The sequence below is a fragment of the Shewanella sp. 10N.286.52.C2 genome (assembly GCF_002874545.1).
Classification (GTDB): domain Bacteria; phylum Pseudomonadota; class Gammaproteobacteria; order Enterobacterales; family Shewanellaceae; genus Shewanella.
In genome coordinates this window covers 42,834-57,386 of the sequence record NZ_MCTV01000005.1, presented here as the reverse complement: position 1 = coordinate 57,386, position 14,553 = coordinate 42,834, and the positions used below count along the sequence as shown (strand labels likewise).

Sequence of the window (14,553 nt, the reverse complement as noted above, 5' to 3'; positions counted from 1 at the left end):
GCTCATTGACAACATTAATTGAGATAATTATAAGGTTGAAGTGATCGATTTCACTAATTTTTCCTGTAAATCGGTTTGTTCTTCTTCTGAAAGCTGTGCACCGTATTGGTTGGAAAGGGTAAACACGTTATCAGCTCGCTCACCGACTGTGCTGATGGCTGCAGAATGAATTGTAAGCTCTAGTGCTCTGAATGCACTGGCTATTTGCCCCATAAACTCATGGGTTTCTAGCGCTAAAATATGCACTAAGGTGCGGTTAGCTTTTTTAGAGTGAATAAATTCAATGGTGGGTTTGTTATCAAAACTTTGGGTGTGTCTTAAAGGGCGCTTTTTCGGCGGCATTACATTATTGTCTATCACTTGACGTAGCTTGCTGGTGACTTGTTTGCGGCGCTGAGCACTGAAAATCGGTTTACCGTCAAAGTCGAGTACTTTAAAAGCTTCAACCACGTAACCGTCTTTAGTTTGTGAAATCTGTGCTTGCTTCACTGATATCTTCAAGGTTGATAGGGTATTAAACAGAGAAATAAACAAGCCTGCTCTGTCTTTGGTATACACAAAAACATCACTACAGCCTTTGACATTACTATCATCAACAATAATTAACGATTCAGAATCTGCTTGAGCTTGTTGCTGATGCGAAAGTATTCCTAGGGTGTATTTTGCTATTTCACTGGATTCTGCATTACCGAAAAAGGATAACGGCAGGTTTTTCCATAGTTTTTGAATAGCAGCAGATTGAGCCTGTATTTGGTGTTCATCTGTTAATTGTGAATCGGCATTGATGATATTAAGGGCTTCTTGTTTGTGCTCCCTAACCACGCTGCGCAGTTGCAATACATTTTCAAGACCATTCCTGAGGGCTTTACGGGTGGCAAAGTAGAGGTCGGTTAATAAACTGGCTTTCCAATCATTCCATAGATCATCATTGGTGGCTTGAATATCGGCCACCGTTAAACAATATAAAGCATCAAGTTTAGTGAGGCTGCCCACGGATTTTGCAAAAGCAGTAATGACATCAGGATCTTGAATATCCATACGCTGGGAGGTGATGGACATTAATAGATGTTGTTCCACTAACCAGCTAATTAATTGCTGCTGTGAGTTTTTTAAACCATGGAATTTGGCAAATAATTTGGCATCTACTGCGCCGAGTTCACTGTGATCACCACCACGTCCTTTAGCAAGATCATGAAATAGTGCGGCAAATAAAATGGTTTCTTTGGCTTGGAACCGAGCATAGATATCAGCGGCCAATTTGTGATCGTGACTAATGTCATCATGGGTTAGTGCATATAAGTTTTTTAGCAGTTTATGAGTGTGTTCATCCACAGTATAAGCATGAAATAAATCAAACTGCATCTGGCCAACCACTTCACGCCATTGGGGTAAATATGAGGTAAGGATGCCATGTTGATGCATTAAGGTAATTGCCAGCCCCATGCCTTGTGGGTGCTTGAATAGTTTGACAAACAGTTCACGGCAGACATGAAAGTCTTGTAAATCACCCATTAAACGACGACGTACTTGCCTGATCAACCTTAAGGTCTCAGGGGTAATGCCTTTTACTTGTTGATAGTATTCGGCAATATAATAAAACATCCACATGATCTGCGGTCTATCAATAAACACATCTTGATTTTTTGCATTTATTTGGCCATTTAAGATCTCAAAATTTTCATTGATATCGATACAATTATTGTGTTTCAGTGGCGATATCTCGCGTTGGAAATAAGCCATCAACATCAGGTTTAATTCACGAATACGCTTCATTGCTCTAAACAATTGGCGCATCATTTTTTCAATGGTGATATTACCGCTGTCACCAAATCCCAGTAGGCGAGCGACTTCAGCTTGATGTTGCAATAAAAGTCTATTTTCAGAGCGGTTTGACGCTTGATGCAATGAGAATCGCACTCGCCAAATAAAGTTTTGGCACTCCATTAGTTCTGCGTATTCATCAGCAGTTAAAAAATTAAGACGACGAAGATCTTTAAGATCGTCAATGGAGAAATGTTTGCGAGCTATCCAAGTAATCGTTTGAATATCACGCATGCCGCCAGGGCTATTTTTTAAATTGGGCTCAATATTAAAGGCGGTGCCTTGGGCTTTATGATGCCTGACTTGTTGCTCATTAAACTTGGCTTCAAAAAAGGCTGCGCTACTCCAAATACTTTCGCCATAGAGTTTGCTGATAACTTGGTGTTGATGGTTTTCATGGCCACAAATATTGCGAATTTCAAGTAAAGTGGTGGCGATGGTGACATCTTCTTTACAGGCGACAAAAGTATCATCTAGGCGCCTTACTGCATGGCCTAAATCTAAACCCAAGTCCCATAATTGAGTCAGAAAATCACTGAGTTCATTGGCATCATCGGTGGATAAGTTGTGGTCATGAATAATACAAATATCGATATCAGAAAAAGGGTGTAGAGTTTGCCTGCCGTAGCCACCGACAGCATTGAGAGAGATTTCTTTTGTATCAAAAGTAAACTTTTGCCAAATATGACTGAGAAGTTTATCAAAAAATTGAGCGCGAAATGTCAGGATCTCGGTAATTGGGCTACAACTAATCTGTTGCTCTAGCCAAATATCAAAATCAGTAATGGCTTGTTTTAGCTCTACAATACTCATATTTGGCTGTAAAATCGGATAGACTGGCTGCAAAAACATATCACTCCCTTTTAGATTCGCTCTCAAATAGGGTATGCGATTTAGTTTGCCAACTCAAACTATCCACTAAATTGATTAGTAATAAGTTAATTCTTTTAACTAGTTAAATAAGAATAAATCACTTAAATTGAGCTTATAAATGCAAAGTAAACGAAGTCGTTTAGATCAGTTTTTAGCTAAAAAATTACAGCTACCTAAAAAGGCGGTAAGGCTAATTTTACTGGCTGGGCGGGTCAATGTTGATGGTGAGACTTGTAAAGAGATGGACCATCAAATTAATGAGTTTACCGCTATTATGCTTGATGGTGACTTTATTCAGAACCAGCAAAAACAATACTATATGTTACACAAGCCTGTGGGTGTGGTGAGCGCGACAAAAGATGATATTCATCCCACGGCCTTGTCGCTATTAACTGGCGTCAATATTGAAATGATGCATATTGCTGGTAGGCTTGATTTAAATTCTACTGGCTTACTGTTAATTACCAATGACAGCCAATGGTCGCAAGCTTTGATGTCGCCTGAAACCAAAGTAAACAAACAGTATTTGGTGACGTTAGAAAATCCCATTGATGACTCATATATCAGCGCTTTTAATCAAGGGATGTATTTTGGTTTTGAAGATATCACCACTTTACCGGCGCAACTTGAAATCATCTCAGAGTATCAAGCACGGGTGACGTTACAAGAGGGTAAGTACCATCAAATTAAGCGTATGTTTGGCCGATTCAGGAATCCGGTGATTGGTTTACATCGTGAGTCGGTGGGCAATATTAACTTGGATAAGCAATTGTTAGTCGGGGAGTTTCGCTCGCTCACTCAAACTGAAATCAATCTTAAGTAAATCTTATAAAACCTTAAAAAAACTTAAATTAATTCTATAAGGTTGGGCTTGATCAAGTTTTGCTTGTTACAACTATGTTAGATTAAGCCTAATATTAACAAGGTTATTACTAGGTAATTGCATGGATTTCAAAGCGCTTAAGAAAATCAGCGAATTAGACGTGTTCTGTTTGTTGGTCTTTAAAACTATTTATGAAACAGGCTTTGCTAACCTTGCAGCGAAAGAATTAAACGTTTCAGCTCCTAAAATAAGCCGTTGTTTAACGGCGTTACGGTTAACCTTTGATGATGAGTTATTTTATCGACGTCAACAAGGGTTAAGACCTACCGCGCTAGCAGAGCACCTTTATCAGCCCATATGTAGTTTTTGCGAGTCAGCCTCAAATATTGAACGCATCGTACATGAAGGTAACTGTACTAATTCATCAACCGTGCTCAATATTGCGGTAACTCCCATCATTATGACTTCACTTTCAATGGCGCTTGGCAGCGACGACATAATGGATAAGTTAGGTAAAGTCAGAATGCATATATGGAATGAGCATTCTGAAGAGTTGATCCACCAAGGTGACATTGATTTAGGGATTAACCTTGGCCCAGCCAGCGCCAGCGATTTATTATCTGAAAGCCTCGGTCACAGTGATTCCACTTCGATTGTGGCTAGAAAGAATCATCCTATTTGGGGCTATGATGCTATAAGTTTAGATGACATAGCTAACTATCCTTTTTTGCTGCTCGATACCAAGGGGTTTAATGATAAATTAGATTTCTTCCAAATTTACTGCCGTCAATCAGGGATTGAGCCGCTTAATATTAGTCGAGTTAGTTCCATTGAAGAGTGGTTTTGTCACTTGTTGACCATGCGAAGTTTCAGCTTTATGGCCACATCAGAAGCTGCAGTGTTAAATCACTTTGATGAATTACGTATCGAAACTTTACCTGAGACAGAAAGAGAAAAATTACTTGGCCATGGCGCCGCGCCGCAATACCACCTTATTGAAAGAACCTCCTCATACCGCCGCTATTGTGATGACAGCAGAAAGATTATTATTAATTCAGTGCTTAAGTTAATCGCTGCCTAAATCGCTTATGTGCTATTTAGCCATTTCCCCATTTCCCTGTGCAGGGGGATCTGCCGCTGAATATCATTTTAATGGGCTAGAGAAGCGCTATGGCTGTCGAGTCATTCACCTTGAACTGTGCATTTTTTATGCTTATTTCCACCATTCTTTTAGCGCAAATCTGTTTCGTTAATAACAATCATTATCAGTATAAAACTCAATAACCTATACAAATTTCATATATCGAAATTGCCAACTTCGATTTGTAAAATTGCAAGATCTAAATCTTTAAATTTCAGTCACATATATGAAACCTTTTTGATACATCTAAAGGGGTATCTTTTATATTAAAGTTACTGCAAAGCAGAATTTAATACCTATAAAGGGGATCTGATAATGAGAACATATAAAAAATCGATTCTAGCGGCGGCGTTAATCGCTGCTATCGGACTAACAGGTTGTAGTGATGGAGATGATGGTAAAGATGGCGCCCCTGGAGAACCCGGCGCGCCAGGAGAACCAGGTGCACCAGCGGGAAATGTTGTTGATACAGTAGCATCTGCTGCTGATTTTGTGTTGAGCTTAGCCCCTGCAGATATCGTGGTAGTAGGAAGTGATGATTTTGCTATCAAATTTACGGTAACAGGCAAAACAGCTAAAGGCGAAGATGTGCCCTTTAGTGGCTTAGACAAAGTAGCGCTTTATGTGATGAATCAAGCGGCCAATACCACTGATACTGGCGCGCCACTATTGTGGGAAAGCCATACCCTAACCAATGAATTTGGTTCAAGTATGTATTGTACGCCAACAGGTATGGCAGAAGCCCGCGGCGGCGCAGAAGTTGAAGCTTGTACCTTAGTTGAAGATGAAGCAAACCCAGGCACTTACACAGGTACTTGGGAACATGAAGGCAATGCACCGGTTGTACTTGCAGATGGTGATGCCAATAACTTACATCGCGTTATGGTGCGTAGCTATGATGTTGTAGACAGCACAGGTGAAGGCATTGCAGATAAATTGCTTTCTACTCCGGTTGACTTTATTCCTGCAACGGGTGAGCTAGCGGTATCTGAAAAAGATTCAGTGTCTAACGCCTCTTGTATTAAGTGTCATACTCAAATGGATGGGTATGAAGCTACCGATATCCGCATAGCTAACATTGGTGCCCACCATAATTATCAAAAAGTTGAAAATTGTGTAGCCTGTCATAACCCAGCTTATGCTGGCGGTGAAGACGATCCAGAAAAAGGCTTTAACGCTAATTGGAATGCAATGATTCACACATTACACGCTGGTCATCATATTGACGATCTAGAAGGTGAAGCTGCAGATATGTTTGGCGAAATTGGCTTCCCATCAGAAATCAATCAATGTACCGCATGTCATGATAACGGTATGCAATGGAATGATAATGTCTACGCAGAAGCATGTGTGTCATGTCATACAGATGTAGATTTAGCCACTGGTGAAAACCACAGAGGTATCGTACCTGAAAGTGATGCAGCCTGTTCTGGTTGTCATGGCGCAGGTAGCTTAAGCCCAATGCAAGCACATAATGTTGCAGCGAGAGCGATTGCCACTGATTCAATTGAAATTGCTTTAAATAGTGTGAGTTACACTGAAAGCGCAACAGTTGACATGGATGAAATGGTGATTACATTTGATGTCACTATTGATGGTGTTGCCGTTGAAGATGGTTTCGAGTTCACTAACTTTACTAAATACGATGAAATGAAAACCGGCTGGATAGACACTGATGGTACTTACTACGGTAGTGCTTCGGTTAATCTAAATGGTGTTGTTGCATCCGCTGGTCAGTTAATGGTGACTCAATTAGGTGAGTTTAATCTAGACGGAAAGAGTATTTCTGTAACGCCACGCTTCTCAGTATGTGCCGATTCAGAAGGCATGCTTATTGAGTGTTTAGATTCAAGCGGCGAAGCGCAATATGATGTTGGTTATGTAGCAGTCACTATGGCGCCAGCTTACTGGAATCTCGCCAATGCTGATGGTAGCGGCGCAACGATATCTCGCTTTAGCGACCCTACACGGGTAACCGCTGATGAAGCTAAATGTAATACTTGTCATACTTCATTAGGTATCGCTAAGCATTACGGTAACGAACGTTTCGACCAATGTGTAGGTTGTCATAACGACACTTGGGGTGGCTCTTATCATGTGGCTGTTGAATATAAAACAGATGCAGTTGACGAAAATGGCGACCCAGTATTTGAAACAATTGAAGGCTTAACCTATAGCAACCGTGACTTATTCACTGTCGCTCACCGTTTCCATTCAGGTCTTTGGGATGATAACCGTGGCTTCCCTGCAATACACTTAAATTCTGATATGGAAACACAAGGTTACCCAGCAGTGGCTACCGAATGTGCAGCTTGTCATAAAGATGATGTGAGTTTATTCGCAGCAGATGGTGGTCTTACTTCAGGTAAACGCGCAATTGCAGTAGATGCTGGTGCAACAATGTTCATTAGCCCAACCGCTGAAGCATGTCGTACTTGTCACGCTCACTCAAGTGCCTCAGCAATGGCTCACTTCAAGAGTAATGGTGCGATAGTTGAGGGCGATCCAGCTTCAACTGCTAATCTGCCGGTTGAATCTTGTGCAACTTGTCATGCTGAAGGTAAGACTTACGGTATTGATATAATGCATGCTGGAGGGGCACACTAGTTAGCAATAATAGATGTTTCATCAGCTATGAGATCCCCTGCTTCTCATAGCAAATAAACCACTGGGAGCCTTCGGGCTCCCTTTTTTTATCCTCAGTGTTTGCATTAACCCTTTTATTGATCCCAATGGCGTTATTATTCATTTTTGTGAGTCAGTGCAATTTTTAAACGTTCTAGCGTGTTTTAGTTTACTTATAAGCAGGCTTTAATGCTGATTTATTGTGAGTTAGATCGGTAGTTGGCAATATTTGTGAGCTGGCAAGTCTTCAAGTGTTCACTTGAGAGGTTAATGCCACTTTTTTATTTAACAAGCTGAAAAGCAACACTAATTAATCGCATTGTTTAGTGTGCTTATTCCTCAGATCCCTTGGTTGCTAGTTTGATTGCCTCCTGCGGTTACATTATTATGCGCGGCGCTAAGATTAACCAAAGTTAATCTAGTGTGACGACACTATCGTCACTACTTACTTAATTGATTACTTCCTGTAGGGGAACTCAATGTCGACACCGCAGACAAATTCATACGCAAACCCAGCGCCACTTGGTTTAATGGGCTTCGGTATGACCACCATTTTGCTTAATATTCATAATGCTGGTTTTTTTCCAATTGATTCAATGATCCTTGCTATGGGTATTTTTTACGGCGGCATTGGCCAAGTGATTGTCGGCATCATGTGCTTTAAACGTGGCGATACCTTTGGCACTACAGCATTTACTTCTTATGGGCTATTTTGGTTAACCTTAGTTGGTCTACTTGTCATGCCTAAAATGGGTTTTGCGGCAAGTCCTGCAAGCTTTATGGGTTGGTACCTAGCGCTTTGGGGCATGTTTACTGGCTTTATGTTTATTGGCTCTATGCGTTACCCATTAGCCAAGCAAATTGTCTTTGGCTTGCTAACTATTTTATTCTTCCTATTAGCTGCGCGAGATTTTACCGGCAGCGAGCTAATTGGCACCATTGCTGGCTTTGAAGGTATTTTATGTGGCTTAAGCGCCATTTACTTTGCCATGGCGCAAGTGCTGAATGCTGAATATGGCCGGGTGATTTTGCCTGTTGGAAAAGTCAGATTTGCAGCAAGTAAAGCTGAAACCACTGCAGCACCAGCGTCGTTAAAAGCAGCGTAATACTAAATTAGCGCCATAAAAAAGCTGACAATGCTATGAATAGCCTTGTCAGCTTTTTTGTTTAAATTTACTTTAGCTCTGTTGCAGTTTAAACAACCACTTACCGTAAAGATAAACCCCTACTGCCGAAATCGTCCCACAGCGGCGATGATGTACCAAGCTTTGCCGATACTGTGGCTGTTATACGCCATATATATGCCATAGTTTTTTAGCATCGTTGTTAGCTACTGTGCTGGCAAGCCAGCGTAATTTATTTTAGCTCTGTTGCAGTTTAAACAACCACTTACCGTAAAGATAAATCCCTACTGCCGAAATCGTCCCACAGCGGCGATGATGTCCCCGGCTTTGCCGATACTGTGGCTGTTATACTCCATAGTTTTTTAGCATCGTTGTTAGCTACTGTGCTGGCAAGCCAGTGTAATTTATTTTAGCTCTGTTGCAGTTTAAACAACCACTTACCGTAAAGATAAATCCCTACTGGCGAAATCGTCCCACAGCGGCGATGATGTCCCCAGCTTTGCCGATACTGTGGCTGTTATACGCCATAGTTTTTTAGCATCGTTGTTAGCTACTGTGCTGGCAAGCCAGTGTAATTTACTTTAGCTCTGTTGCAGTTTAAACAACCACTTACCGTAAAGATAAATTCCTACTGCCGAAATTGTTCCCACCGCAGCGATAATATACCAAGCATTGCCGATACTGTGGGTGTTATACGCCATAGTTTTTTAGCATCGTTGTTAGCTACTGTGCTGGCAAGCCAGTGTAATTTACTTTAGCTCTGTTGCAGTTTAAACAACCACTTACCGTAAAGATAAATTCCTACTGCCGAAATTGTTCCCACCGCAGCGATAATATACCAAGCGTTGCCGATACTGTGGGTGTTATACAGCAGCGTTGTTAGCTGCTGTGCAGGCTCACCGGTATAAGTCACTAAGGTTGAAAATGCTTCGCCTTGGGGGATTGCATCAACATCTGTTTGACTCATGCCACGCTCTGCAAGAAGCTGCAGTGAGAAAATCTCTTTTGAGGCATACATCTCATACAGTTTAGGCCCAAAGTAGCCTTCCAGAGTCCAGCCTATCCCTTGAGGTAACATCACAAAGCCTAAGTACATGGCTTTTTTACCTTCAGGGGCAATATTGCCCATAAACTCATTTTTCTTCGGGCTAATCATCATTTCGCCGAATGAGAACATTGCAATAGCCAGTACAATCATCCATGCAGCATTGGTTGCGCCAATGAGCACGAATGCCAAAATACTCAGTAAACAACCACCTAACATGGCAGTGGTAATACGATACTTAGCGGTAAGTGCAGCAACCAAGAAACAACTGGTCATGATCATACCAGCATTGAGGTTGAGCATGCCTTCAGGCATCACCTTAGTACCAGTATTATCAAGGCCTAACCAAAACTGGAAAAAGCCGTTAGAGGTGCCTTCAGGGCCAAATAGAGAGGTGACAATCACGCTGGTATCAACCCATTCAGCAATATGAATAGGTAATACATCAAATAAGGCATTAAATAAGAACCAGAAACCAGCAAATACCAACATGTAATAGATAACAACGGGCTTTTTAAGCTCATGAAGCGCATCACGCCATAATGCTTCTTGTTTAATTTCGCCTGATTTGACTTTGCGGGCCCGCTCAAGTCGCTCTTCTTTACCTGGTTCTTTATAAGCTAGTAAAAATAGGAAGTTAAAAGAGATGATGGCAGCACAAGCGTAAAACACATTATCCCATGATAACTGACGCATATGTACAGCCACTAAAGGCCCAAGGAAGCCACCAATATTGACCACTTGATAGAATATGCCCCACGCCATTGAGGTGTTTTGCCGTCCGGTTGAAAGCACTAAGGTGCCTTGAATACCGGGTTTAAAGATCCCTGTCCCTGCGGCCAATAATATTGCACCAATCAAGAAGCCATAAAAGCTTGGAAACATAGCCATCACCAAGTAACCCATGATCTTGATTACTGTTGAGGCAAAGATGGTTTCTTTGTAGCCTACGCGATCAGATATGCCGCCAGTAAATACTGGAATGAAGGTTTGCATAAATGCCCAAATGGCAATAATGACACCGTAATCACTAAGGCTAATACCCAGCCCGCCTTCCGAGGTTGGTGTTTTAGCATATAAACCGGCACTGGCTTTTACCCCATAGTAGGCAATACGTTCCACCAGCTCCATGCCGCCGACAATCCAAAATATATAACTTAAGCTGGCAATAGATGCCCACATGCCCAGCTGTTTCACTTCTCTTAGGTCGTTGCCTGAGTGTGAACTTTCACTCATAAATCACCCTTATGATTATTATTATTAACAATAGGTCGGCAGACACTTTACCTAAATTAACCAAATTTACCAAAGTTACTGAGCAGGAATGTGATAATTGCGTTTCGGAGGGGGATTTTTTATACAAAAAAGCGAGCTAATCGCTCGCTTTAATTAATCTGATGTCACTTAAAGGACTTAGCCACAGCACTTTTTATATTTCTTACCGCTACCACAAGTACAAGGGTCATTACGGTTAATTTTGGCTTCTGCGGTGACTGCCGTTGGCTTGTTTAAAATACCCAGAAGTTCAAATATATCTTCAGCGACGTCACTGTTAACAGTAATAGTTGCGACTAGTTTGCTCTCTGCAACTAATGCTTCAACTTCAAGCTTACGCTTATCAGTTTGAACTGATAACTGTAAAGGAAGCGCTGCAGTGCCAGGTTTAGCTTGGCGTTTGGTGTTGTAACCACTTTCGCCATAGGCAGGTTTTGGCGTTTGACGGCCTTTGAAAAAGAATTTATCTGACATGTGTTGTGCCTGCCTATCGTTTTAAATGTAGAGTATTTGAACCAAGGTGGTAAACCAAGGCATTTGAAGCTAACTTAAGGTTGATAAGTGATTATAAGCTAAAGCTTCAAGACTCTTAAAATGGATGAAAAATATCTAGAGGCGAAGCTTATACAGTATCTAAGCCATTTTGACCATTTTTTTAGGTATTATTTGCCTGAATAAGCCGCCTGTGGCGTTGTAATTAACTTAATGGAGATAAGTTTTTACAATCTATTGTAACTGCTCAACAATCATACTTTTCATCGCTTGGGTTAATTTTAGCCATTAAAAAAGGCTATCAAATACCTTGATAGCCTTTTTAGTTTGGGTTTATTTAGCGAGATGGCAAATAAACCAAGCTTTGTTACTTAGCCTTCTAGCTTAGCAAGTTCTGCTTTTTGCTCTGCAAGCTTATCCATATCACGTTGATATTCAGCTTGCTTAGCGCGTTCTTTTTCAATCACGGCGGCAGGGGCTTTAGCCACAAAGCCTTGGTTAGATAACTTGCCTTCAATGCGCTTGAACTCGCCAGCTGCTTTTTCAAGTAGCTTGTCGATACGGGCTACTTCTTTAGCCACATCAATCAACCCTGCCATTGGGATTAATAGCTCCATGTCACCGACAAGTTGGGTAGTCGACATTGGGGCAGTTTCACCATCAGCAAGAATTGTCATAGACTCAAGCTTAGCTAGTGTCTTGAAGAAAGTTTGATTAGCCTCTAAACGTGCCTTATCTTGCTCACTCACGCCGCGAAGTAGGGCGTTAAGTGGCTTAGATGGGGCAATGTTTAGTTCAGCGCGAATGTTACGCACAGCAGTAATGACTTGCTTAACCCACTCAAGATCTTCCATTGCCTGCGCGTCTACCTTAGTTGCGTCATACTCAGGGAATTGCGCAATCATTAAGGTATCACCTTCAACACCTGCTAGCGGCTTAACGCGCTGCCAGATAGTTTCAGTGAGGTAAGGCATCATTGGGTGCATTAGGCGCTGCATTTGCTCAAGTACATTAACCAGCGTATGACGTGTGCCACGCAGTTGTGCATCGGTGCCGTTTTGCATTACCGGCTTAGTGAGCTCTAGGTACCAGTCACAGAATTGGTTCCAGGTGAACTCATAAATAGTATTAGCCGCTAAGTCGAAACGGTAATTGGCCATGTGCTCATCGTAGGTTTTAACGGTTTCGTTAAACAGACCGATAATCCAGCGATCAGCTAGCGACAATTCCATTGCTCCTGGCTTGCCATCAACCAAGATTTGGCCGCAATCTAATGCTTCGCCGATAGCATCGTCTGCTGCATCTTCAGTTTGCACTTCAGTGTTCATCAACACGTAACGTGATGCGTTCCAGATCTTGTTACAGAAGCTGCGGTAACCATCAAGGCGTTTCATGTCCCAGTTAATGTCACGACCGGTTGATGCCATTGAAGCTAAAGTAAAGCGCAGTGCATCGGTGCCATGTGCTTCAATACCTTCACTGAATTCTTTACGAGTGCTTTTTTCAATTTTAGCGGCCATTTTGGGCTGCATCATATTGCCGGTACGTTTTTCAACAAGTGATTCAAGATCGATACCGTCAATCATGTCTAAAGGATCTAATACGTTACCTTTAGATTTGGACATCTTATTACCGGCTTCATCACGGATAAGTCCAGTGACATATACCGTTTTGAAAGGCACTTGCGGCTTGCCGTTTTCATCTTTGATGAAATGCATGGTCATCATGATCATGCGCGCCACCCAGAAGAAGATAATATCAAAACCAGTGACCAACACGTCAGTTGGGTGGAAAGCTTTCAATTCTTCAGTATTTTTTGGCCAGCCAAGTGTTGAGAATGTCCATAACGCTGAGCTGAACCAGGTATCTAATACATCGTTATCTTGACGTAAAACAACCGAGTCATCTAGCTTATGTTTAGTGCGAACTTCAGTTTCGTCACGACCCACATAGACTTTGCCACTTTCGTCATACCAAGCTGGGATACGATGTCCCCACCAAAGTTGACGTGAGATACACCAATCTTGAATGTCGCGCATCCAAGAGTTGTACATGTTCTCGTATTGCTGTGGCACAAACTTGATGTCGCCGTTATCAACCGCTTCCATGGCTGTTTTAGCCATAGGCGCAACTGACACATACCATTGGTCGGTAAGTAGTGGCTCAATAACCACGCCAGAGCGGTCGCCGTATGGCACTTTTAATCCGTGAGGATCAATTTTGCCTAATAAACCTAAGGTGTCGAACTCTTCAACAATGGCTTTACGTGCAGCAAAGCGCTCAAGACCGGCATAACGCTCAGGTAAGCTGTTATCTAATTCGGTGTTTGCGGTGCCATCAGTATTTACCACTTCTGCAGCGCTACGAATGTCAGCATTGATGGTTAAGATGTTGAACATAGGTAGGGCGTGACGCTTACCGACTTCATAATCGTTAAAGTCATGAGCTGGAGTGATTTTCACACAGCCGGTACCAAACTCCATGTCAACATAGTCATCTGCCACAACAGGAATACGACGGTTAACGATTGGCAGAAGAATGAACTTACCAATAAGTGATTGATAACGCTCATCATCTGGATGAACCGCAACGGCGCTGTCACCTAACATGGTTTCAGGACGTGTGGTGGCAACTTCTAAGTAGTCTTTACCGTCGGCTGTCAATGCGCCATCAGCTAACGGGTAGCGGAAATGCCACATGCTACCTTGCTTTTCTTTGTTTTCTACTTCGAGATCTGAAATAGCAGTGTGCAGTTTTGGATCCCAGTTGACTAAGCGTTTACCACGATAAATCAACTCGTCATCATATAAGCGTACAAATACTTCTTGTACGGCTTCAGACATACCTTCGTCCATTGTGAAACGTTCACGATCCCAATCAACAGAAGCGCCTAAACGACGTAGCTGTTTGGTGATGGTGCCACCTGATTCATTTTTCCAATCCCAGATGCGCTCGATAAAGTTATCACGGCCTAGGTCGTGACGACCTAAACCTTCTTCTGCAAAGACTTTACGCTCAACCAGCATTTGGGTTGCAATGCCTGCGTGATCGGTACCCACTTGCCAAAGGGTGTTTTTGCCCTTCATGCGCTGGTAGCGAGTCAACGTATCCATGATGGTGTCTTGGAATGCATGACCCATGTGCAAACTACCCGTCACATTTGGTGGCGGGATCATGATGCAATAGTTACCTTTTGACTCATCGCCATGTGGTTTGAAGTAGCCTTGCTCTTCCCAATTTTGGTATAGAGATTGCTCAATTGACTGCGGATTATATGTTTTTTCCATGGGATTTTTGTTTTCTCAATCTAAATTAATAGTTGGTATTGTTAACG

Annotated in this window: 8 protein-coding genes; 4 read left to right on the top strand and 4 right to left on the bottom strand. The window is 42.1% G+C overall.

Annotated features, from left to right (window positions below):
* Positions 1 to 27: 27 nt before the first annotated feature.
* Entirely contained in the window at positions 28 to 2,673 is a 2,646-nt protein-coding gene (gene glnD / locus BCU94_RS02720; RefSeq protein ID WP_102475557.1) for a [protein-PII] uridylyltransferase, read from the bottom strand.
* Positions 2,674 to 2,812: 139 nt separating this feature from the next.
* On the opposite strand from glnD, the gene BCU94_RS02715 reads away from it, so the two are divergent.
* The 4 genes from BCU94_RS02715 to BCU94_RS02700 all read left to right on the top strand — a co-directional run bounded on the left by BCU94_RS02715 (position 2,813) and on the right by BCU94_RS02700 (position 8,389).
* Entirely contained in the window at positions 2,813 to 3,517 is a 705-nt protein-coding gene (locus BCU94_RS02715) for a 16S rRNA pseudouridine(516) synthase (RefSeq protein ID WP_102438817.1), read from the top strand.
* A gap of 121 nt (positions 3,518 to 3,638) precedes the next feature.
* Entirely contained in the window at positions 3,639 to 4,598 is a 960-nt protein-coding gene (locus BCU94_RS02710) for a LysR family transcriptional regulator (RefSeq protein WP_102475556.1), read from the top strand.
* A gap of 375 nt (positions 4,599 to 4,973) precedes the next feature.
* Entirely contained in the window at positions 4,974 to 7,265 is a 2,292-nt protein-coding gene (locus BCU94_RS02705; RefSeq protein WP_102475555.1) for an OmcA/MtrC family decaheme c-type cytochrome, read from the top strand.
* Between the two features lie 497 nt (positions 7,266 to 7,762).
* Positions 7,763 to 8,389, top strand: a complete 627-nt coding sequence (locus tag BCU94_RS02700) for a GPR1/FUN34/YaaH family transporter (RefSeq protein WP_102438811.1) — start codon at positions 7,763 to 7,765, stop codon at positions 8,387 to 8,389.
* A 772-nt stretch (positions 8,390 to 9,161) separates the two neighbouring features.
* On the opposite strand, the gene BCU94_RS02690 is transcribed toward BCU94_RS02700, so the two are convergent.
* The 3 genes from BCU94_RS02690 to BCU94_RS02680 all read right to left on the bottom strand — a co-directional run bounded on the left by BCU94_RS02690 (position 9,162) and on the right by BCU94_RS02680 (position 14,506).
* On the bottom strand, positions 9,162 to 10,688 hold the full coding sequence (locus BCU94_RS02690) for an MFS transporter (RefSeq protein WP_102438809.1): 1,527 nt from the start codon (positions 10,686 to 10,688) through the stop codon (positions 9,162 to 9,164).
* Between the two features lie 177 nt (positions 10,689 to 10,865).
* The gene (locus tag BCU94_RS02685) at positions 10,866 to 11,201 is read right to left on the bottom strand and encodes a PBPRA1643 family SWIM/SEC-C metal-binding motif protein (RefSeq protein WP_102438807.1); all 336 of its coding nucleotides are present in this window, start codon (positions 11,199 to 11,201) and stop codon (positions 10,866 to 10,868) included.
* A gap of 389 nt (positions 11,202 to 11,590) precedes the next feature.
* Positions 11,591 to 14,506 carry a valine--tRNA ligase gene (locus tag BCU94_RS02680; protein ID WP_102475554.1) on the bottom strand — a complete coding sequence of 972 codons (2,916 nt, stop codon included), beginning with the start codon at positions 14,504 to 14,506 and terminating at the stop codon, positions 11,591 to 11,593.
* Positions 14,507 to 14,553 lie beyond the last annotated feature (47 nt).

What these genes read in the sequence shown, in the direction of transcription:
- glnD (WP_102475557.1), bottom strand. Translation starts at nt 2,673, where the DNA reads ATGTTTTTGCAGCCAGTCTATCCGATTTTACAGCCAAATATGAGTATT.
- BCU94_RS02705 (WP_102475555.1), top strand. Translation starts at nt 4,974, where the DNA reads ATGAGAACATATAAAAAATCGATTCTAGCGGCGGCGTTAATCGCTGCT.
- BCU94_RS02685 (WP_102438807.1), bottom strand. Translation starts at nt 11,201, where the DNA reads ATGTCAGATAAATTCTTTTTCAAAGGCCGTCAAACGCCAAAACCTGCC.
- BCU94_RS02690 (WP_102438809.1), bottom strand. Translation starts at nt 10,688, where the DNA reads ATGAGTGAAAGTTCACACTCAGGCAACGACCTAAGAGAAGTGAAACAG.
- BCU94_RS02715 (WP_102438817.1), top strand. Translation starts at nt 2,813, where the DNA reads ATGCAAAGTAAACGAAGTCGTTTAGATCAGTTTTTAGCTAAAAAATTA.
- BCU94_RS02700 (WP_102438811.1), top strand. Translation starts at nt 7,763, where the DNA reads ATGTCGACACCGCAGACAAATTCATACGCAAACCCAGCGCCACTTGGT.
- BCU94_RS02680 (WP_102475554.1), bottom strand. Translation starts at nt 14,506, where the DNA reads ATGGAAAAAACATATAATCCGCAGTCAATTGAGCAATCTCTATACCAA.
- BCU94_RS02710 (WP_102475556.1), top strand. Translation starts at nt 3,639, where the DNA reads ATGGATTTCAAAGCGCTTAAGAAAATCAGCGAATTAGACGTGTTCTGT.